Origin of the sequence: Citricoccus sp. CH26A, from assembly GCF_000224415.1 — a bacterium.
Lineage (GTDB): Bacteria > Actinomycetota > Actinomycetes > Actinomycetales > Micrococcaceae > Citricoccus.
Genome location: NZ_AFXQ01000014.1, coordinates 31,913 through 52,607, shown reverse-complemented (window position 1 = coordinate 52,607; position 20,695 = coordinate 31,913). Strand labels below are relative to the sequence as shown.

The window sequence follows — 20,695 nt, the reverse complement described above, 5'->3', positions numbered from 1 at the left end:
GCCGGATCGTCGTCGTGGGTAACGGCATCGCCGGCCTCACGGCCTGTGACTCCCTGCGCTCGGCCGGTTTCGACGGCGAGCTCACGGTGGTCGGCGCCGAGCGCCACCACCCCTACAGCCGCCCAGCCCTGTCCAAGGCACTGCTGCACGGGGACGACGACCTGACGTCCCACGAACTGCCGGCGCCCACCCACGAGGCGACCGAGCTGCTCGGGCTGAGCGCCACGAGCCTGGACACCGACGCCCGGCTCGTGCGACTCGAAGACGGCGGGGAACTGCCGTACGACGGGCTGGTCATCGCCTCCGGTGCCCGCGCCAAACGCCTGGCCACAGCCCCAGGGAGTGATGGCTCTGCCCGCGAGGTCACGGTGCGTACGATCGAGGACGCGATCGCGCTGAAGCAGCACGTCGCGGCGCGCCCCTCGGTCCTGGTGATCGGCGGCGGACCGCTGGGCATGGAGGTCGCCTCGGGCTGCCTGCAGGCCGGTTGCCAGGTCACGCTCGTCTCCGACGCCGCCCCGCTGGCCCGCCAGCTCGGTGAGCACCTGTCCGATGTGTTCACCTCCGCGGCAATCCGGCGTGGCCTGCGGGTCATGGGCGGCGGGAAAGCCCGCCTGGTCGAGTCCGGGGCCGGGGCCCTCGTTGTGCTGGCCGACGGCACCGAGCTGGACGCCGACCTGATCGTCACCGCCATCGGCGACGAACCGAACACCGGCTGGCTGGCCGGCTCGGGACTGCTCGTCGACGGGTCGCTGCGTGTGGACTCCCGGGGCCGGCTCCGGGAGGACATCGTCGCCGCCGGTGACGTAGCGTTCTTCCCGACCCGCCACGGGCTAGCGCGGGTGCCGCTGTGGACCAGCGCCATCGAACAGGCCAAGACCGCGGCCCTGGGCCTACTCCGGGGCGAAGCGGCCCCTGAGTTCGACTTCCAACCGTACTTCTGGACCGAGGGCTTCGGCCTCTCGCTCAAGGCGGTCGGCCCCACGCCCGTGATCGGCGCACCCGATTACTGCGAACCCGGCAAGGACCCGGAATCGATGCTGCTGCGCTGGGAGAACGCGGACGGGACCGGAACCGCCGCAGCGATCAACTACCGGATTCCCATCCCGAAACTACGCCGACTGGCCACCACCGGCCCGGACGCCCTGCGTCCGGCAGCACCCGCGAGACTCTGATGCCGATCCTCGGTTCCCCCAAGGAGGCGCCTACCGCCGTACCCCAGCCTTCCTCCAATCAACGTAAGGACGCTTAACACCACGGATAGGATTGCCTCATGCAGTCGCTGCGAGAAGCCCAGAAACAGCTGACCCGCGACACGATCGTCGACCGGGCGCTGGAGCTCTTCACCGAGAAGGGCTACGCCGCGACGACCATCGACGAAATCGCCGTGGCCGCCGGCACCAGCCGGGTAACCTTCTACGCGCACTACCCCTCACGTACCCACCTGATGAGGGAGTTCTTGGCGCGCGTCAACACCGTGCTCGAACGCGCCGAGGCCCCCGGCACGCCCTCCACCGCCGCCGAACTCGTCGATATCGTCCGAGTGGGCCAGTTGCCGGGCATCCTGGCATGGCTGGAGTCCCGCGCTGCGCTCTGGCCAGACTTCCGCCCCTACCTGGACGTGCTCATCGAAGCGTCCGCCGTCGATCGCGAGGTACGGACCCTGCTCGAACAATGGCGAGAGGAGGTCATCGCCGACATGGTCCGTGGCATGGAACTGGCGAACCGGTTCCCCCCGGAGACGCGCCATCTCCGGGGAAGCCTCGCCTACGAGCAGCTCGACTACATCAGCACCCTCTGGACACGCCGCAAGGGCGAGCCCAACCGCGACCACGCACTCGAAGTACTCGCCGACAGCTGGTACCACCTGCTTGGTGGCGAAGGCTGAACCGGCGCAACGCACAATACCCCCCTGGAATCCAAACAACGACGCCGCTCTCCCATGGCCGATGCGACCCGCAGGGCCACGGCTTGCCCGCCGGCGTCGCGAGTCCAGGTCGAGACCCCGGCGTCTCCGAGGACTTGCCCACGTCCTCCTTTAATACTGTCTGGTGTCTCCGCCCGTGTTCGGACAGGAAGGCCTCGAACCGGGTCAGCATTGTCTTGAAGCACTGGCCGCGGTCCGGCCAGGTCTCCGGCCGCGGCCGGTCGTAGACGAGTTCGCGGTGCGGCCCGTTCTGCAACAGTTCAGGGGCGCGCCCGTACACCCCCATCAGGTACCGGCACACCCGGGCCGGTTCGCATCAGTAGAGGCGGGCGATCTGTTCGACGCTGAGGCCGCGCTGATACATCAACACCGACTCCCGGTGCGCCAGTCGCCAGTACGCCGTCCGGTCGAACGAACCGGCAAGAACGGGCACGTTCCGAATCCGTCAGCGATAACGCCAGGTCGGCCGCCACGTCCGGCCGACCGCGACAAAGGGCTCGAGCCGCAGCCTTCACCCTGGCCGTAGCGGCAGCGCCTTCGATTGGGCCCGGCCGAGTGTCCCAGTCGGCGAGGCCCGAGGCAGGGTGGATCTCGATGTCGACGTCCTTTCCCCGTAGAAGGGCACGTCGGTGGGGGAATGCTGGCTGTGATCGGTCCGTGCGGGGGGGGGGGGCGGTGGTTAGCGTGTCCTCCGGTGCTCATAGTGTCCCGGGGTGATGGCGCTTCCCACCGCCGACCGGTCAGCCCCGGTTCCTCGTTGTGGCGTTCCTTCCCAGACGCACGCGTGGACCGAACGGCAGCTGACCGGCCACCCCCGTCGGCAACTCGCGGCGGGGCAACTATTAACACAGGACACATGAAGGGACGTCGGCACGGGTGGGAGTGTTCACGCAGTCGGTGGGAGTCGAACGCGACGGTCACGGGATGCCGCGGTATCTGGTGTGGGAGGGGCGGCGGTATGTGGTGGCCGCTGAGCCTGTGCGTTGGTACGAGCGGCGCAAGTGGTGGGTGGAGGAGCGCCGGGTCGAACGTGGACGGGGTGCCGGGCTGATCGATCATGAGATCTGGCGGTTGCAGGTCCGCCTGGCCGCCGCGCGCCGTGCGCCTCTGTTGACCCTGGACATCGCCCATCACCGGGATTCGGGGCGGTGGCGGTTGGTCCGCGCCCATGACGGCACCGGCGCCAGCGCATCGTTGCAGCGCAGCGCTTGACCATCCCGGCCGAAGACTCCCTTCCCGACAGAGCGCTGGGGAGGGTCGGCGGGGTCCGGTCGTGGGTGCCGGGGGTTAGACGATTGAGCCGCTGCGGGCCAGGATGGTGGCGACCCGGTGGATCTGGTCGGGTTGGAATCTGGACCAGTGGTCCTGGTCGTCGACCACGACGACGGGGGCCTGGGTGTATCCGAGGTCGTCTTGGATGTAGCCCAGGGCCTCGGCATTCTGGCAACCCCTTCTCTATTCGGGTCTTCGCCCCAACTGGTCGGAGCCAGTTGTCCCACAGCCTGCGGGACAACGTGCTCCGGCCCCCAGGGAGGCCGTGGTGGAGGGTTCGTGAGCACCCGCCCGCCGCGGTGCTTTACTCACGGACTCCGACAGTCCGGAAGCCACGGCGTCTGTGAGTAACAGGGCATCCTCCGGCCGTTCGGCCGTTTGCGGGCGAGGACTTGGCAGCCATCCTGGGGAATCACAGGTAGTCACTATGTACACTCATGTTCATAAGGTTCACCGATGTACACCGAAAGGGTGACTGTGGTGCCAGGACTGAATCCATTCCGGCCGACGGCCGGGGCCGAGCCGCCCCAGTTGGTCGGACGAGCGGGGTTGTTGGATGAGTTCGAATATGGGTTGCGGATCCGCTCGGGCGCTCCGGGACTGTTGACGATCTTCACCGGGGCGCGCGGGGTGGGCAAGACGGTGATGCTGGGCGAGGCCGAGGACGCCGCCCGTCGAGCCGGGTGGGCGGTGATCTCCGAGACCGCCACGCGCGGGTTCCTGGGCCGGATTGGCGCGGCGATGCACCCCTTCCTGGAAGAGCTCGGTTCCGGGCCGGCCGGCCGGCGCATCACCGGGGTGGGCCTGGGCGGGTTCTCAGTGACCACCGAGTTGGCCCCGGCCCAGCAGGCCGGGTGGCGCCAGCTGGGGGAGGAACTGCTGAGACTGCTGGATGCTCAAGGCACCGGGCTGGCCATCACGGTGGATGAGATTCACGGCGCCGATCGGGACGAGCTGGCCCAGTTGGCGGCCTCGGTGCAGCACTTCATCCGGGCCGGGCTCCCGGTGGCCCTGGTCTTCGCCGGCCTGCCCGCAGCGGTCTCGGATCTATTGGACGAGGGCGTGGCCACGTTCCTGCGCCGGGCGGACCGCATCGACCTGCATCCCGCGGCCATTGACGAGGTCGAAGCCTCCTACCGGGACACTCTTACCGTCCTGGAGCATGCGATCGCCCCGGAGTTGCTGCGCACCGCGGCAGAGGTCACTGGCGGGTACCCGTTCTTGATCCAGCTGGTGGGGTACCACCTGTGGCAGGTCGCCGAGGCCACCGACGGGCCCCTGACCGCGGAGGACGTCGGCCTGGCGGTGGCGGCCGCACGCCGGCGCAACACCCGGATGGTCATCGACGCGGCCCTGGCCTCGGCCTCCCCGAAGGACCTGGAGTTCTTGCGGGCCATGGCCGAGGACGACGGGTCGTCTCGGACCGTCGATATCGGCCGGCGGCTCGGGGATGCCCGTAACACCGTGGGCAATTATCGGGCGCGGCTCATCGACGCCGGGCTCATCGAGTCCACCGGACACGGCCTGGTGGACTTCGCCATCCCGGGCCTGCGCGAGCACCTGCGCCCCTGAGGCCTTCTGTCCTTGATGGTCGCCACTTACGAGATCGGCCTGTCGGCAGCCAACGCCATACTGCTCCGCAAGCAGATGAAGGCGTACATCGGCAAGGCTCGCACTGAGTGAACCCAGCGCCAGCCGGGCTGAGGCCTCGATCTCGCACTTCACCCCGGCATGTACCACCGGGTGGCCGTGGCGGTCGTTGGATGTTGTGCCTGTCCGTGGCGGCCCGCCGGATCATCACCGTCGGCGTGCTCGCGACCCTGTGCCTGCTGGCGTGGATGCTCGTGGACGCTGAAGCAGGGACCAGGTCCCTGAATGCCGACCTGGTGCAGTCGGCACCGCACGTGAACGCGGTCTCCACCGAGAGGGTGTGGGGCGGTCGACCGGGAGTGCCACGGCACGCGCGGACCTGCGGCTGAGGGCCTACCCGTTGACGTCCACCACGGTGCGCCCGCGGGTGCGCCCGGCCAGGATCTGCTGGGCGTAGGGGATGGTCTCGGCCAGCCCGATGGTCGTGGTCATCAGGTCGAGCTGGTCCAGGTCGAGCTCGTCGGCCAGGGCGGTCCAGGCCCGCTGGCGCAGGGCCTGCGGTGCGTAGACCGAGTTGGCGCCGGTGAGGGTGACGCCGCGCAGGATGAACGGCGCCACGGTCGTGGGCAGGTCCATGCCCTGGGCCAGGCCGCAGGCGGACACGGTCCCGCCGTAGTTGGTCTGGGCCAGGACGTTGGCCAGGGTGGTGCTGCCGGCGACGTCCACGGCGCCGGCCCAGCGCTGTTCCTGCAGGGGCTTGCCGAGGTCCTCGGAGAGCTCGTGGCGGTCGAGGAGGTCGGCGGCACCGAGGTCCCGCAGGTAGTCACCCTCCTCCTCGGCCCGTCCGGTGGAGGCCACCACCCGGTAACCGCGGCCGGCCAGCAGGGACACCGCCACCGAACCCACGCCACCGGCCGCGCCGGTGACCAGGATGTCCCCGGACCCCGGGGTGAGTCCGGCATCGGCCAGCTGCAGCACGGAGATCATGGCCGTGAAGCCGGCGGTGCCGATGGCCGCGGCGCGCACCGGGCTGATGTCCCGGGGCAGCTCCACGAGGGCCTCGCCGTGGACCCGGGCCCGGGTCGCGAAGCCGCCGTGGCGCGATTCGCCGATGCCGTCCCCGTTGAGCACCACCGTGTCCCCGGGGTCCCAGGCCGGGTCGTCGGAGCGGGTGACCGTGCCGACGATGTCGATGCCCGGGATGATCGGCCAGTTCTGCAGCACGCCCCGGCCGGCACCGGTGATGGCCAGGCCGTCCTTGTAGTTGTAGCTGGAGTAGAGTACGTCCAGCTCCACGGGACCACTGAGGATGCCCTCGTCGGCCGTCTCCTCCAGGCGCGCCTCCGCTCCCCGGGACTCCACGATCACTGCCCGCATGCCTCACCCTTCCTGTCCTCGCCCCACGGTGGGGACCGCTCCCACGTCACGGTACGGGCCGACGTGGTCGTCCGTCAGCCCCGCCCGCGCTCCGGACCTTGTGCCGCAGCCGAGCCGCTGCCTACTGTGGCCACACTCCACGGGCCCTCCGGACCCGTGTGCTGGACCCCGCGCGCTCCTGCTGACGTGGAGACGACGGACCGGCAGTGGAAACGACGCAGAAGGGGAACACCATGGACGAGTCGAAGCCGGTGGTCGTCGGGGTTGACGGGTCGGACCAGTCGATCGAGGCGCTGCGCGAGGGCAAGATCATGGCGGATCTGATGAACGCCCCGCTGATGGCGGTGGCGGCCTGGCAGTGGCCCGCGGCGAGTGGGGAGATCCCGGAACTGGTCGGCTACGATCCCGAGCAGGAGGCCCGGCAACGGCTCGACGGCACGCTCGCCGAGGCGTTCGGCGACGAACAGCCGGCATCGCTGCAGACCGTGGTGCAGAAGGGCCAGCCCGCGCAGGTGCTCACCGAGCTGAGCAAGGGCGCGCGCATGCTCGTGGTCGGCAGCCGCGGCCGGGGCGGGTTCCGGGGCCTGCTGCTCGGTTCGGTCAGTTCCGCCGTCGGCGCGCACGCCGCGTGCCCCGTGCTGATCATGCACGGCAGGACCGAGTAGGGCTCCCACCGGCGGCGCCACGTGCGTCAGCCGTGCCCCACGTGCCCGCCGGTCTCGGCCGCCTGCTCGGCCTCGGCGATGACCGGGATCGTGCGGAGGACGGAGTCCGGGTTCAGGGACATCGAGTCGATGCCGGCCTCCACCAGGAACTCCGCGAAGTCCGCGTGGTTGCTCGGACCCTGCCCGCACAGGCCCACCGTGATGCCCGCCGCCTGCGCCCGGCGGATGACGTCCGCGATCATCGACTCCACCGCCGGATCGCGCTCGTCGAACTGCCGGGCCAGGATCTCCGAGTCCCGGTCCACCCCGAGCACCAGTTGGGTCAGGTCGTTGGAGCCGATCGAGAAGCCGTCGAAGCGGCGGGCGAACTCCTCGGCGAGCACCACGTTGGAGGGCACCTCGCACATCATGTAGACCAGCAGCCCGTCCTGGCCCCGGACCAGCCCGTGCGAGGCCATCGCCGCCAGCACCCGGTCCGCCTCGGGCACCGTCCGGCAGAAGGGCACCATGACGGCGAGGTTCGTGAAGCCCAGGCGTTCCCGCACCCGCCGCAGGGCGCGGCACTCGAGCTCGAAGCCCTCCCGGTACCGGTCGTCGTCGTACCTCGAGGCGCCGCGGAAGCCGAGCATGGGGTTCTCCTCGGCCGGCTCGAAGGCCCGCCCGCCCAGCAGGTGCGCGTACTCGTTGGTCTTGAAGTCACTCAGCCGCACGATCACCGGGCGGGGATGGTACGGCGCGCACAGCTTGCCCAGCCCGGTGGCCAGGCGGTCGATGAAGTACTCGCGCGGGTCGCCGTACCCGCTCGTCAGCTCGCGGATCCGCTCGGCGTCCTCGGCGGACTCCACGCGCTCGGGGTGGACCAGGGCCATGGGATGGACGCGGATCGCCTCGGTGATGATGAACTCCATCCGGGCCAGCCCCACCCCGTCCACGGGCAGCCGCCACCACCGGAAGGCGGCGGCCGGGCTGGCCACGTTGACCATCACCTTGGTGCGGGTGCGCGGCAACCGCTCCAGGTCGACCTCCTCCGTGCGCCACCGCAGCCGCCCCGCGTAGACGTGGCCCACCTCGCCCTCGGCGCAGGACAGGGTGACCACTCCGCCGTCGTCCAGGTCCCGGGTGGCGGAGCCGGTCCCGACGACGGCCGGCACCCCCAGCTCCCGGCTCACGATGGCCGCGTGGCTGGTGGGCCCGCCGTGGTCGGTGATGATCCCGGCGGCCCGTTTCATCACCGGCCCCCAGTCCGGGTCGGTCATCTCGGCCACCAGGATCGCCCCGTCGCGGAAGCTGCCGATGTCCGCCGCGCTGCGGATCACGCACACCTCACCGGCGACGATCGCGTCCCCGATGGCCGCCCCCGTGGCCAGCGCGCGGCCGGACTCCTCGAGGTGGTGCACCGTGAACCGGGTGGCGCTGCGTCGGGCCTGGACGGTCTCCGGGCGTGCCTGGACGATGAACAGCTCCCCGGTGGGGCCGTCCTTGGCCCACTCCAGGTCCATGGGGGTACCGTAGTGGCGTTCCACCACCGCCGCCCAGCGGGCCAGCCGCAGCACCTCGGCGTCCGTGAGCACGAGCGCCCGGCGTTCCTGCGGCGAGGTCTCCACCAGGGCGGTCGGCGAGCCGGCGTGCGGTCCGTAGACCAGCTTGACCTCCTTGGCCCCCACGGTGCGCTCGAGCACCGGGACGAGCCGGTCGTCGTCGAGGAACGGCTTGAACACCACGTACTTGTCCGGGTCCACGGTGCCCTGGACCACCGTCTCACCCAGTCCCCAGGTGGCGCTGACGACCACGACGTCCGGGAAGCCGGACTCCGTGTCCAGGGTGAACATCACCCCCGAGGACCCGGAGGCGGAGTCCACCATCAGCTGCACGCCCACGGACAGCGCCACCTGCAGGTCGTCGAAGCCCTTCAGGGCCCGGTAGCTGATGGCGCGGTCCGTGAACAGGGAGGCGAAGCACCGGCGGCAGGCGTCCAGGAGCCCGTCCACCCCGCACACGTTGAGGAAGGTCTCCTGCTGGCCGGCGAAGCTGGCCTCGGGCAGGTCCTCCGCGGTGGCGCTGCTACGCACGGCCACCGCCGGGTCCGTGGTGCCGGTGCGCCGCGCCAGTTCGGCGTAGGCCGCGGCCACCGCGTCCACGAGTGGCGGCGGGAAGGGGGCGTCCAGGAACAGGCGGCGGATGCGCTCGCCGGCCTCGCGGAGCGGCAACCCGCCACCGCGTCCGTGCTCCAGCAGCTCCCGGATGCGGGGCTCGAGGCCGTTGGCCTGCACGACCTCCCGGTACGCCTCGGCGGTGAGCGCGAACCCCCCGGGGACCTGGACCCCCTCGGCCGTCAGGGTCCGGATCATCTCACCGAGGGAGGCGTTCTTGCCGCCCACCCGGGGAAGGTCCTCGAGGCCGGTGTCCTCCAGCCATAGGATGTGCTGCCGCTCCATGTGCGCCTCCGCGATACGGTCCCTGGTGGCAGACAGGGTAGGCCAGGGGTTCGCCGCGTGCACAGGTCCGGCAGGCCTGCGCCGCACCGCTGCGCCGCACCGCTGCGCCGCACCCCTGCGCCGCATCTCCGCACCGCACCCCTGCGCCGCATCTCCGCACCGCACCCCTGCGCCGCACCCGTGGGTGCCCTCGCGGGCCGGCACCCCGTGCATCCGTGCGGATCAGCGCCCCGAACACCTGCACGGACCGGCGCCCCGAGGGGGCACGAGCACTTCCCCCGCCTGTCGGGCTGGCCCAGAATGACCGCATGAGGCGGGGACGATGGATCGTCGCGGCCCTGGTGATCGCACTCACGGGCTGCGAGGCGGGGGAGCCGGATACCGGACCAGGGACCGATCCACCGCCCGCGACCCGTGCGCCGTTCGAGGACCCCGGGGACGCTCCCGGGCCGGGGCTGGGCGTCCCCACGCCGGAGGGCACCGACACGAGGTCCCGCCGGGCTTCCGCCACTCCGACCCCGCACGTGCACAAGACCGCCCAGGGGACCTGTGAAGATCTCGGGTCCGCGCAGGCGCTGCGGTTGTCCACCACCGATCCGGCGGGGAGGAGGATCCTGGACGAGTGGGATGCGTGCCTGCGCACGGACACGAGGCCCGCCTACACGTGGCTGCACAACCGCACCGGCGCGGTGTGGATCCTGCGCACCACGCCCTGGGACGCGGTGCAGGAGCACCGTCCCGGACGCACCCGCCTGGAGACGCTCCAGTCCGGGGTGATGCACCGGACGGCACAGGAACGGGGCAAGCCGTCCAACGCCTCGGCCTTCATCCTCCCCGGGGAGTCGGTCTGGATCTCCGCCGAACCCGGCACGATCACCGCGCAGGTGGACCTGCCCCTGACCGTGGCGTGGGCCGGCGCGGGAGAGATCCTCGCCCGGCTCGACGGCCACGGCCAGCGGTTGCTGACCGAGGCCATGGACCGACGGGAGACCGGGCCCAGCGCGGCCGTCGCCTGTGTCCTCGCGCTCTACGACTACGCCCTGCGCAGGACGGACCTGTACGCGGCCGAACTGCAGGACGTGCTCCGCGACGGCTTCGAGGACATCCTCGCCGACGAGGATTGCGCCGAGCCGGCGCGCGAGACCATCATGGGCCGCCGGGGCCGGACTGTCTCGGTCCTGGAGGACGTCCTCGAGGTGATCCCGGGCTCGGCGAGCACCCTGGAGCGGATCAGCAGTGCGCTCGAGCCCTACCGGCGGGTCTACGGGACCATCGCCGTGGAACCGGTGACGCCCGCCGGCGGGGAGTCACGCTGACTGGGGTTCCGCGACCGGTTCCCGGTGCCGGCGGGGGTTCAGCGGGCAGGAGGGGATGGCGTAGCGGCACAGCAGGACCGCGGCCACCGCGCCGGAGCCCAGGACGCCGACGACTGCGCTTGCGGGGGAGGGCAGTTCCTGGACCAGGACGAAGACGCCCATGGCCAGCACGAAGAAGCCGAAGCCCTCGCGCAGGATGTTCTCGGGGATGATCCCCGTCAGCTTCGCCCCGATCAGCGAACCGACGATCGCGGCGGCGGTCACCCCGGCCACGAGCCCCCAGTCGAGCTGGACGCTCGTGAGGTAGCCGCCCAGGCCCGCGAAGGACTTCATGGCGATGACCACCAGGGACGTCCCGACGGCGGCCGGCATGGACAGCCCGCCCAGCAGCACCAGCGCGGGCACCACCAGGAAACCGCCCCCGGCGCCGACGAGCCCGGTGACCAGGCCGACCACCAGGCCCTCGAGGACGACCTTGACGACGGGCAGCTTCTTCGCCTCGTCCCCGCCGGAGGAGGGGGCCTTCCTCCGGCCCCGGATCATGGCGGCCGCGGTGGCGACCATCATCAGGGCGAAGGCGATCATCAGCACGGTGCCGGGGATGTGGCCGCCCAGCAGCCCGCCGCCGAAGGCACCGGCCATGCTCGCCACTCCGAAGACGAGGCCGGTACGCCACCTCACCCTCCCCTTGCGGGCATGGGAGACCACGCTGACCAGCGAGGTGGTGCCCACCACGAACAGCGAGGCGGCGATCGCCTCCTTGGCGGGAAGTCCGGCCACGTAGGTGAGGATCGGGACGGTGAGGATGGACCCCCCACCGCCCAGCAGGCCGAGGGAGACCCCGATCAGCACCGAGAGCGCAAGGGTGACGATGAGCGTGACGGTCATGGATGGTCCTTGGGAGTAGGCCGGGCGGGGCTGGGAAGGAAGGGGCCCGACGGCGGCGCGGAGGGGGGAGGGGGTGCGCCGCCGCCGGGCGGTCTGGGTCAGCCCGCGGAGGGCAACTGCTCGATCGCGGACTGGGCGGTGGGCTCGGAGGCCGTCCTGTTCCAGGGCATCTTGGCCAGGACGTTGCCCATGGCGCAGGTGTTGGTGACGGCGGAGAAGCTCAGCCCGGCGCCGATGGCACCGGCGAGCATGCTCACCTTGGGGGAGACGAGCTTCCCACCCAGCATCCCGGCCAGCACGAGGGAGCCGGCGGCCATGCGGACCTGGCGCTCCAGGGACCAGCGCTGGGCTCCGCGGACGACGTCCCCACCGGCGGCCTCGAAGGCGGGGACGCCGCCGGTGAGGACCGTGGCCTTCTCCAGGCCGGCGGTGTTCAGCCGGGTGCGGGCCTGCCCGGCGCGGACGCCGGACTGGCAGACCAGCACCACGTGGCGGTCCAGGCGCTGGGCGAGCTCGTCGGCGTGCTCGGACAGCAGCGGAAGCGGGACGTTGTAGGAACCCTTGATGTGCAGGCCCTCGAACTCCGCGGCGGAACGCATGTCCAGCACGATCAGGTCATCGTGGCGATCGATCCACTCACGCAGGGTCGGGGCGTCGACGTCGGTCAGGGCGGGGGTGGGGGAGGTCAAGAGGCTTCTCTTCCGTTCGTCTGGATATGACTCCATGAGTCTGCCACATACCCCCTAGGGTATGCAACACACCCCCGGGGGTATAGAATGGCGGGGACTGATACCCCCTCCACGACCCGAGGAGCACCTCATGGAACTCGACACCACCGAGCTCAAGCCGGTCCTCAACAGGCTCAAGCGGGCCCAGGGCCAGCTCGCCGCGGTCACCCGTATGCTCGAGGAGGGCCGCGACTGCAAGGACGTGGTCACCCAGCTGGCCGCCGTCTCCAAGGCGCTGGACCGGGCCGGGTTCGCCATCATCGCCACCGGCCTGGAGCAGTGCCTGCGCACGGAGGACGGCTCCATGGACAAGGCGGACATGGAGAAGCTCTTCCTCTCCCTGGCCTGAGGCCTGGACTGCGGTTTCCGAGGCCCCCGGAGCATTGACCCGTCAACGCTCCGGGGGCTTTCGCGTGCCCGGAGGCTTTGGCGCGCCCGGGGGAGGCGGAAGGAGTGCGCAGGCGGGATGCACAGAAGGGACGCCCCGTGGGGCGCCCCTTCTGCGGACGGTCCGGTGGACCGGGCGACTCGTCAGCCGGTCGGCTGCCGGGTCAGGCGCCGACCGGTTCCTGGGCGGTCTCCGAGGTCTCCGGCTGGACTCCGCTGCGGCGGGCCCACTCGGACCAGGCGCTGTAGCTGCCGTCGAGTTCGACGACGTCGTGTCCGGCCCGGCGCAGGGCGCTGGCGGCCACCGAGTTGCGCATCCCGGACTGGCAGTACGTCACGATGGTGCCCTCGGTGGGCAGCTGGTCCTGGTGCCACAGCACGCGGCCGGCGCTCAACTGGCGCGAGCCGGGGATGTGGCCCTCGGTGTACTCGGTCTTGTTGCGCACGTCCAGGACCAGGGCCGCGTCGAAGCCCTCGAGCTCCTCCGGTTGGATGAGACGCGGGGTGGTGGTCGGCAGGCCCTCGATCCCGGTGACGTACCCGGAGACGCGGTCGATGCCCACGCGCACCAGGTGGTCCCAGAACTGCTGGGCCTGCTCCTGGTCCTGGGCCAGCAGTACCAATGGGCGATCGTCCTTCTCGGGGTCGTAGGCCCAGCCACCGTAGGTGGCCATCTTGCCCGGGGCGGGGATGCTGATCGACCCGGGAACGGTCCCGGCGTGGACCTCGTCCACGGGGCGGGTGTCCACGAAGGTGACCTTGTCCTGCTCGAGGTCGCGGGCGACGTCCTCGATCGCCAGCTCCGGCAGCGGGGCACGATCGCCCATCACGGCCGGGCCGTCCCGGTTCTCGCGCTTCATGCGGCCGAAGTAGGCGTGGGCGTCCGGCTGGCCGGCCAGCAGCTCGTCGACGAAGCCCTGCTCATCGTCGTCGGCGACGTACTTGCCCCACCAGGCGTAGAGGCGCTCGTAGCCGACCGTGGAGGAGGGGATCGCGCCCAGGGCCTTGCCGCAGGCCGAACCGGCGCCGTGGGCCGGGTAGACCTGGACGTGGTCCGGCAGGGTCACGAACTTCTCCTTGAGGCTGCGGAACAGGTCCTTGGCGCCGCCGAAGCGCGTGTCCACCCCGCCGGCGGCCTCGTCCAGCAGGTCCGGGCGGCCGAGGTCGCCGGAGAAGACGAAGTCACCGGTCAGCATGTAGCCCGGCTGGTCGCTGAAGGCCCCGTCGGTGACGAGGAAGGACAGGTGCTCGGGGGTGTGGCCGGGGGTGTGGACAGCCTGGACGGTGATGTTGCCGATCGTGATCTTGTCCCCGTCGTGCAGCAGGTTCGCCTCGAAGCCGTAGGTCCAGTCGGGGCCACCCTCGCCGGAGACGTACATCTCGGCGCCGGTCTTGGCGGCGAGCTCGCGGGTGCCGGAGAGGTAGTCGGCGTGGATGTGGGTCTCGGTGACCGCCACGATGGTCATGCCGTTCTTCGCGGCCAGATCCAGGTAGGGGGTCAGGTCACGGCGGGCGTCGACCACGACGGCCGTGCCGTTCTTCTGGCAGCCGATGAAGTAGCTGGCCTGGGCGAGGTCCTCGTCGTAGATCCGTTCAAGCAGCATGGAGTCTCCTTCGTTGGTTTCCAGATACCCCCTCGGGTATCGGTTCTGAGTCGAGAGTAATACCTACGGGGGTATCCCGCAAGGTGATGTATGCTGGTAACTAATACCCCTAGGGGTATATTCCGGAGGGGTCGGCGATCGTTCGATTCGGTACGCCTCCGACCCTAGGACCTCAGGAGAAGGAGACACATCATGTGCCAGGCAGTGAAGTGCGCCAAGTGCGGTAAGACCACGTGGGCCGGGTGTGGCAACCACGTGGACCAGGTGATGAGGAACGTCCCGGTGTCCAACCGGTGCACGTGCGACCAGAAGGCAGCCGTCGGTGCGGGGGCGGGCGGCTCCGCGGGCGCCGGCTCGGGCTGGCTGGGCAGGCTGTTCGGCCGCTGACCCGACTCGTCGGTCAGTCGTCGGTCAGCCGTCGATCCGGTCGTGGCCCGCGCTCACGGCTCGATGACCACCTTGCCCGCGGCGTGCCCGCCCTCGACGGCGGCCATCGCGGCCCGGGCCTCGGCCAGGCTGAAGCGCCGGCCCACGTGCGGGTCGATGAGGCCGTGCTGGAAGAGGCCGGTGACCTTCGCCAGCGCCTCCCGGGTGCGCCGCACCCCGGACCCGCCGAGTTCCCCGGCGAGTTCCGGGTCCACGGTCGTGAGGACGTGCCCCGGGTCCTTCGCCACGGGTGCGATGCCCCGCAGCGCCTGCCCGCCGACCAGGTCCACGACCAGGTCCACGCCCTCGGGGGCGATCTCGCGCACCCGGTCCACCACGCCGTCACCGGACTCGACGAACGTGGCGCCGGTGGACTCCACCAGTTCCTTCTTCGAGGCGCTGGCCACCCCGATCACCCGGAACCGGTGCGCCGCGCCGATCTGAGCCGCCATCAGGCCCACGCCGCCGCCGGCCCCGAGGATGAGCAGGCTCTGGCCGGGCTCGAGCTCGACCTGGTGGGTGACGTCGTAGGCGACCGTCCCGGCGACGGGGATGGTCGCCGCCTCCACGAAGGAGATCTCCGGTGGCTTGGCCACGGTCCTGGCCGCGTCCAGCACCGCGTGCTCGGCGAACGTGCCCTCACCCCGCACCGGCAGGCCGAGGACCTCGTCCCCCACGGCGAAGTCCTCCACGCCCTCGCCGACCGCGGTGATGACCCCGGAGGCCTCCAGGCCCATCGGGGAGGGCAGCGTGCGCTTCCTGCCGAAGAGCCCCTGGCGCATCTTCGCGTCCGCCGGATTCACGCCGGCCGCCTTCACCCGGATGACGACCTGTCCGGGGCGCGGCCGGGGCACCTCGCGCTCGATGAGTTCCTGGTTCTCCGGGCCCCCGAAGTCCGTGAAGACCAACACCTTCGACATCTGGTTCTCCTCCTGTGTCCTGTCCCCGGGCGGCGCGTCTGGGTGGCGAGCGGGCCGTCGAGCCCACCTTCCCCGTTTCACGCCTCCCGATCCAGTCCTGCGGACCCGGCGCTCAGGCGCCCACGGACGGGGCGCCCTCGGTGGCCTCGAGTCCCTGGCGGCGGGACGGGGTCCGCGCCTGCCGCGTCATCACGGTCGAGTGGCTGTCGTTGCGCATCAGCCGCATGGCGTTGAGGATCACCAGCAGCACGGACGCCTCGTGGACCAGCATCCCGGCCGACATGGTCACCCCGCCGGCGAAGACACCGGCCAGCAGCAGCACCACCGTGATCAGCGCGATCGCGATGTTCTGCCTCATCACGCTCACGGTGCGCCGGGCCAGGCTGATCGACTCCGGCAGCTTCATCAGGTGGTCGCCCATCAGCGCGATGTCCGCGGTCTCCACGGCCACCGCCGAACCGGCCGCGCCCATGGCCACGCCGATGTCCGCCGTGGCCAGGGCAGGGGCGTCGTTGACGCCGTCGCCGACCATGGCCACCGTGTGGCCCTCACGCTGCAGGCGTGCCACCACCTCCAGCTTGTCCTCCGGTAGCAGCGCGGCGTGGATCTCGTCGATCCCCGTCGTCGCGCCGATGGACTCGGCCACCAGGCGGGAGTCACCGGTGAGCATGACGACCTTCTCCACGCCGGCCTCGTGCAACCGGGTGACCATGGCCGGGGCGTCCGGCCGGACCTGGTCGGCCACCGCGATCACCCCGATCACCGTCGAGTCGACGGCCACGATCATCGGGGTCTTGCCCGCGGCGGCGAGACCGTGCGCGGCCGGGCCGGCGCCGACGTCGTCCGCCACGCCGTACTGGGCCAGCAGCGGCAGGTTGCCGACCAGCACCCGCTGCCCGCCGACGTCGGACACGATGCCCTTGCCGGGCACCGGGGTGACGTGACCGGGGATGCCCACCGGGGGCACTCTCGCCTCCTGGGCGGAGTCCAGGATGGGCCGGGCCAGCGGGTGCTCCGAACCGGCCTCGGCGGCTGCGGCCCAGCGCAGCACGTCGGTGCGGTCCGTGCCCTCGCCCAGCACGACGACATCCGTCAACCGGGGCCTGCCCTCGGTGAGGGTGCCGGTCTTGTCCACGGCCACGGCCGAGATCCTGGCGGAGGTCTCCAGGAACTCGCCGCCCTTGATGAGGATGCCGTTGCGGGCGGCGCGCCCGATGCCGGCGACGATGGCGACCGGGATGGAGATCACCAGGGCACCGGGGCAGCCGATGACCAGCAGGGTCAGGGCCAGCACCACGTCCTGGGTGAGGAGCCAGGTGACCAGGGACAGCACGATCACGGCCGGTGTGTACCACCTCGAGAAGCGGTCGATGAAGGCCTGGGTCTTCGCCTTGGTGTCCTGGGCCTCCTCCACGCGGTGGATGATCCGGGCCAGCGTGGTGTCCGCGCCGATCCCGGTGGCCAGCACCTGCAGGAAGCCCCCGCGGGAGACGGTGCCGGCGAAGACCCGGTCCGACGTGGACTTCTCCACCGGGATGGACTCGCCGGTGATGGAGGCCTCGTCGATGGCGCCGGTACCGGAGACCACCTGGCCGTCCACGGGGACCTTCGCGCCGTTCTTGACCAGCACGATCTCACCCGTGCGGACCAGGTGGGCCGGGACCTCGACCTGTTCACCGTCCCGCATCACGATCGCCGTGTCCGGCGCGACGGCGACCAGTTCGGTCAGCGCCGAGCGCGTCCTGTTCAGCGTGGCCGCCTCGAGTGCGTGACCGATGGCGAACAGGAAGGTGACCGCGGCCGCCTCCCAGAAGTTGCCGATGAGAGTGGCGCCGATGGCCGCGATGGCCACCAGCAGGTCGATGCCGATGACCCTGATCCTCAGAGAGCGGACCGCCGTGCGCACGATCCCGTAACCGGCCACGACGGTCGCCGCCAGCAGGAAGAGGTTGGCGAGGGTGAAGGCGTGGCCGGAGCCGTGCGCGTGCTCACCGGCGTCGATCCACCACTGGGGCCCGATGACCGCGTTCCATGCACCGCCACCGAGGCGTCCGATGCCGAGCGCGAGGAGGATGAGCAGGCCCGAGAGGATCGGGACGGACCAACTGCTGTGGAGCCATGTCTGGAGCCTGTTCACGGTGGGTGCGGCCTTTCCGGGTGGATGCGAGGGGTGGATGCGAGGGGGCGAGGGGGAGAGGGCGGCTGGACCGGGCGGTCACGGTGCGGACCACCGGTTGCCCGTGACCGCGGCGGGTCACGGGCGGGCGACCGGATCAGAAGGCCGAGGGGGTGGCCGTGTAACCGGCCTTGGCGATGGCGGTGACGATGTCCTCGACGGAGGTCGTGGTCTCGTCGTGGTCGACCTCGATGCGGGCGGAGGCGAAGTGGACCGTCACGTTCTGCACGCCCTGGAGCCGGCCGACCTGCTTCTCGATCTTGCCCACGCAGGACGGGCAGGAGAAGCCCTCCGCGCGGAAGATGGTGTGGGCGGTGGTCGCGGTGGTCATCTGTGACTCCCTTCGTTCGTCGTGTCTGGTGCTGACACCGTCAACCTACGGGGGAGCGGGATGCGGATCCTTGACCTGGGTCAAGTCCGGGAATCGTCCTCGCGCCGGCCGGGGACCGCGGGGGAGCTCGACACAGGAGGCAGGAGGCAGGACGCAGGACGGCCCGGCGCCGGAGGGTGTCCGGGGCCGGGCCGGGGCTGGAAGGCGACGGCGGCGCCGTCGGGCCTTGCGGGGTGGTCAGTAGTTCTGCGGCGGATCCGAGGCGGGGAAGGAGGCCTTGCCCCAGTCATCGGCCTTGGCGTCGTCGTGCTCGTACTTCACCTGCTGCTGGGTGGCGTCGTTGACGAGCTGCTGTGCCAGGTCGGCGTCCGTGGTGGTCACCGTCTTGGTGACCGTCACCGTCTCGGTCGTCGTCTGCGGATCGTGGGTGGCTTCGCTCATGACGTCTCCTCTCGGTTGTCTCCATTATCGGCTTCTTCCCGTGTCAATGCACGGTTGCACCGGTCCCGGGGATGTGCAATCGCGGTGTTGTTCAGTCCCGGAGCTCGATCGGCAACCGGTCCCGGTCGTCGGTGATGTCCGTGTAGCCGTGCGGGGCGGGCTTGCCGTCCTCGCCGAGCGAGACGAACACCATCCGCTCGATCGTCAGGATGACGTGGCGGGTGATCATGTTGCGGACCTCCGCGCGCATGGTGAGGGAGGTGCGGCCGAAGTGGGTGGCCTTCAGGCCCATCTCGATCATGTCCCCCTGGCGGGCCGAGGACACGAAGTTGATCTCGGAGATGAACTTGGTGACCACGCGGTGGGTGCCCAGCTGGATGCTCGCGTAGATGGCCGCCTGCTCGTCGATCCAGAGCAACAGCGACCCACCGAAGAGCGTGCCGTTGGCGTTGAGGTCCTCGGGCTTGACCCACTTGCGGGTGTGGAAGCTGACGGGGTCCGCGCCGGCCCGCGCGGTGCCGTCCGGGCCGGGGGTGGGCAGGTCGGAGGTGCGGTCGGCGGGCTCGTTCGGGGGCTGGATGGTCATGGGGGGAGCGTAGCCCGGGGCGTGGCTGCGGGGCAGGGCGGAGGGTATCGACATACCTATGCGTATAGGTATATGGTCGGTGACGAAGCAGGTGTGGGGCAGATCACTCCCTGCTCGCAGAACCCCCTCCGCAGGACCATCCGAGAGGACCGAACCGATGTCTGAAACCATGTCGACCACCAAGTCTCTGCAGGACGTGCTGGACGAGTCCGGCAACGTCGTCGAGCGCCTGCGCAATGCGCAGATCGGCGCGTACATCTACCCCGTCGTGGCCCCCGAGTTCTCGAACTGGCGCTCCGAGCAGCGCGCCTGGCGGGACTCTGCGGTGCTCTTCGACCAGTCCCACCACATGGACAACCTGATCCTGCGCGGCCCGGACGCCATCAACCTCATCTCGGACACCGCCATCAACTCCGTGGCCAACTTCGCCGTGGACAAGGCCAAGCAGTACGTCCCGGTCACCCCGGCCGGCCACGTCATCGGTGACGGCATCATGTTCCGCCAGGCCGAGGAGGAGATCGTCTACGTCGGCCGCGCTCCGTCCACCAACTGGCTGCTGTTCAACGCCGAGAAGAACGGCTACCAGAACCTGGAGATCGTCGAGGACCGCCGCTCGCCCTCCCGCCCCATGGGCAAGCCGGTGCAGCGCGAGTACTACCGTTTCCAGATCCAGGGCCCGCGCGCCTGGGAGATCATCGAGAAGCTGCACGGCGGCTCCCTCGAGAAGCTGAAGTTCTTCAACATGTCCTGGATGAACATCGAGGGCACCCAGGTCCGCACCCTGCGCCACGGCATGTCCGGCGCCCCGGGCCTGGAGATCTGGGGCCCCTACGCCGACTACGACCGCATGCGCGACGCCATCCTGGCCGCCGGCGAGGAGTTCGGCATGCTGGCCGTGGGCTCGCGGGCCTACCCCTCCAACACCCTGGAGTCCGGCTGGATCCCGTCCCCGCTGCCGGCCATCTACACCGGTGAGGGCCTGCTGGCCGAGTACCGCCAGTGGCTGGGCGCCGACTCCTACGAGGCCAACAACGCCGTGGCCGGTTCGTTCGTCTCGGACAACATCGAGGACTACTACCACACCCCCTGGGAGCTCGGTTACGGGTCCTTCGTGAAGTTCGACCACGACTTCATCGGCCGCGACGCCCTGGAGAAGATGGATCCCGCCGCCCAGCGCAAGAAGGTCACCCTGGCGTGGGACGCCGAGGACATTCAGCGCATCCAGGCCTCGCTGTACGACACGGAGGGCACCCCCTTCAAGTACTTCGACCTGCCGCTGGCCAACTACGGCTCGTCCAACTTCGACAAGGTGATCGACGATGACGGCACCGTGGTGGGCGTGTCCATGTTCACCGGTTACTCGGCGAACGAGAAGCGCGCCCTGTCCCTGGCCACCATCAACCCGGACGTGCCCGAGGGCGCCCGGCTGAAGGTCGTCTGGGGCGAGGAGGACGGCGGCACGAAGAAGACCACCGTCGAGCCGCACCAGCAGACCGAGGTCAACGCCACCGTCTCCCCGGTGCCGTACTCCGCCGTGGCGCGTGAGTCCTACCAGGAAGGCTGGCGCACCGGCTACAAGGCCTGATCCCGGTCCGCTGTCCGGACCCGGATGGATGGCCCGTGATG

General features: G+C 70.4%; 20 protein-coding genes. 10 read left to right on the top strand and 10 right to left on the bottom strand.

Annotated features, from left to right (window positions below):
• Positions 1-14: 14 nt before the first annotated feature.
• The 5 genes from CITRI_RS0109865 to CITRI_RS0109830 all read left to right on the top strand — a co-directional run bounded on the left by CITRI_RS0109865 (position 15) and on the right by CITRI_RS0109830 (position 5,178).
• Positions 15-1,175, top strand: a complete 1,161-nt coding sequence (locus CITRI_RS0109865; RefSeq protein ID WP_237709036.1) for an NAD(P)/FAD-dependent oxidoreductase — start codon at positions 15-17, stop codon at positions 1,173-1,175.
• Between the two features lie 98 nt (positions 1,176-1,273).
• The gene (locus CITRI_RS0109860) at positions 1,274-1,888 is read left to right on the top strand and encodes a TetR/AcrR family transcriptional regulator (RefSeq protein WP_010144617.1); all 615 of its coding nucleotides are present in this window, start codon (positions 1,274-1,276) and stop codon (positions 1,886-1,888) included.
• Between the two features lie 915 nt (positions 1,889-2,803).
• Positions 2,804-3,139: a DUF6504 family protein gene (locus CITRI_RS0109850; protein ID WP_029139203.1), complete on the top strand. Its 336-nt coding sequence runs from the start codon at positions 2,804-2,806 to the stop codon at positions 3,137-3,139.
• Between the two features lie 516 nt (positions 3,140-3,655).
• Complete coding sequence (locus CITRI_RS0109840; RefSeq protein ID WP_050813652.1) at positions 3,656-4,771, top strand: ATP-binding protein; 1,116 nt, start codon at positions 3,656-3,658, stop codon at positions 4,769-4,771.
• A gap of 191 nt (positions 4,772-4,962) precedes the next feature.
• Positions 4,963-5,178 carry a hypothetical protein gene (locus tag CITRI_RS0109830; RefSeq protein ID WP_010144613.1) on the top strand — a complete coding sequence of 72 codons (216 nt, stop codon included), beginning with the start codon at positions 4,963-4,965 and terminating at the stop codon, positions 5,176-5,178.
• Positions 5,179-5,182: 4 nt separating this feature from the next.
• On the opposite strand, the gene CITRI_RS0109825 is transcribed toward CITRI_RS0109830, so the two are convergent.
• Complete coding sequence (locus tag CITRI_RS0109825) at positions 5,183-6,166, bottom strand: MDR family oxidoreductase (RefSeq protein ID WP_010144612.1); 984 nt, start codon at positions 6,164-6,166, stop codon at positions 5,183-5,185.
• Positions 6,167-6,399: 233 nt separating this feature from the next.
• Between CITRI_RS0109825 and CITRI_RS0109820 the strand changes: the two genes are divergently transcribed.
• On the top strand, positions 6,400-6,831 hold the full coding sequence (locus CITRI_RS0109820; RefSeq protein WP_010144611.1) for a universal stress protein: 432 nt from the start codon (positions 6,400-6,402) through the stop codon (positions 6,829-6,831).
• A 26-nt stretch (positions 6,832-6,857) separates the two neighbouring features.
• Here the strand turns inward: CITRI_RS0109820 and ppsA are convergent, their stop codons facing one another.
• Positions 6,858-9,266 (bottom strand): phosphoenolpyruvate synthase, encoded by a 2,409-nt coding sequence (gene ppsA / locus CITRI_RS0109815; RefSeq protein ID WP_010144610.1) that lies wholly within the window; start codon positions 9,264-9,266, stop codon positions 6,858-6,860.
• Between the two features lie 308 nt (positions 9,267-9,574).
• Between ppsA and CITRI_RS0109810 the strand changes: the two genes are divergently transcribed.
• Complete coding sequence (locus CITRI_RS0109810) at positions 9,575-10,582, top strand: hypothetical protein (RefSeq protein WP_010144609.1); 1,008 nt, start codon at positions 9,575-9,577, stop codon at positions 10,580-10,582.
• Here the strand turns inward: CITRI_RS0109810 and CITRI_RS0109805 are convergent.
• The gene (locus CITRI_RS0109805; RefSeq protein ID WP_010144608.1) at positions 10,574-11,470 is read right to left on the bottom strand and encodes a sulfite exporter TauE/SafE family protein; all 897 of its coding nucleotides are present in this window, start codon (positions 11,468-11,470) and stop codon (positions 10,574-10,576) included. The genes CITRI_RS0109810 and CITRI_RS0109805 overlap by 9 nt on opposite strands.
• A 98-nt stretch (positions 11,471-11,568) precedes the next feature.
• Positions 11,569-12,159 carry a rhodanese-like domain-containing protein gene (locus CITRI_RS0109800; protein WP_010144607.1) on the bottom strand — a complete coding sequence of 197 codons (591 nt, stop codon included), beginning with the start codon at positions 12,157-12,159 and terminating at the stop codon, positions 11,569-11,571.
• Between the two features lie 130 nt (positions 12,160-12,289).
• Between CITRI_RS0109800 and CITRI_RS0109795 the strand changes: the two genes are divergently transcribed.
• On the top strand, positions 12,290-12,547 hold the full coding sequence (locus CITRI_RS0109795; RefSeq protein WP_010144606.1) for a metal-sensitive transcriptional regulator: 258 nt from the start codon (positions 12,290-12,292) through the stop codon (positions 12,545-12,547).
• Positions 12,548-12,749: 202 nt separating this feature from the next.
• Here the strand turns inward: CITRI_RS0109795 and CITRI_RS0109790 are convergent, their stop codons facing one another.
• The gene (locus CITRI_RS0109790) at positions 12,750-14,189 is read right to left on the bottom strand and encodes a rhodanese-like domain-containing protein (RefSeq protein ID WP_010144605.1); all 1,440 of its coding nucleotides are present in this window, start codon (positions 14,187-14,189) and stop codon (positions 12,750-12,752) included.
• Positions 14,190-14,381: 192 nt separating this feature from the next.
• On the opposite strand from CITRI_RS0109790, the gene CITRI_RS0109785 reads away from it, so the two are divergent.
• Positions 14,382-14,576: a hypothetical protein gene (locus CITRI_RS0109785; protein WP_010144604.1), complete on the top strand. Its 195-nt coding sequence runs from the start codon at positions 14,382-14,384 to the stop codon at positions 14,574-14,576.
• Between the two features lie 53 nt (positions 14,577-14,629).
• Here CITRI_RS0109785 and CITRI_RS0109780 read toward each other — a convergent pair whose 3' ends face one another.
• From CITRI_RS0109780 to CITRI_RS17255, 5 genes are all read right to left on the bottom strand, one after another.
• Positions 14,630-15,535, bottom strand: a complete 906-nt coding sequence (locus tag CITRI_RS0109780; protein ID WP_010144602.1) for an NADP-dependent oxidoreductase — start codon at positions 15,533-15,535, stop codon at positions 14,630-14,632.
• A 112-nt stretch (positions 15,536-15,647) separates the two neighbouring features.
• Positions 15,648-17,672, bottom strand: coding sequence for a cation-translocating P-type ATPase (locus CITRI_RS17265; protein ID WP_010144601.1), 2,025 nt, complete (start codon positions 17,670-17,672; stop codon positions 15,648-15,650).
• A 136-nt stretch (positions 17,673-17,808) separates the two neighbouring features.
• Entirely contained in the window at positions 17,809-18,042 is a 234-nt protein-coding gene (locus tag CITRI_RS0109770) for a heavy-metal-associated domain-containing protein (protein ID WP_010144600.1), read from the bottom strand.
• A gap of 237 nt (positions 18,043-18,279) precedes the next feature.
• A complete protein-coding gene (locus CITRI_RS17260; protein ID WP_010144599.1) occupies positions 18,280-18,483 on the bottom strand; it encodes a hypothetical protein in 204 nt (67 codons plus the stop codon).
• Positions 18,484-18,574: 91 nt separating this feature from the next.
• Positions 18,575-19,069 (bottom strand): acyl-CoA thioesterase, encoded by a 495-nt coding sequence (locus tag CITRI_RS17255; protein ID WP_010144598.1) that lies wholly within the window; start codon positions 19,067-19,069, stop codon positions 18,575-18,577.
• 157 nt (positions 19,070-19,226) lie between these two features.
• Between CITRI_RS17255 and CITRI_RS0109755 the strand changes: the two genes are divergently transcribed.
• Positions 19,227-20,654 carry an aminomethyl transferase family protein gene (locus tag CITRI_RS0109755; RefSeq protein ID WP_237709034.1) on the top strand — a complete coding sequence of 476 codons (1,428 nt, stop codon included), beginning with the start codon at positions 19,227-19,229 and terminating at the stop codon, positions 20,652-20,654.
• The last annotated feature ends 41 nt before the right edge of the window (positions 20,655-20,695 follow it).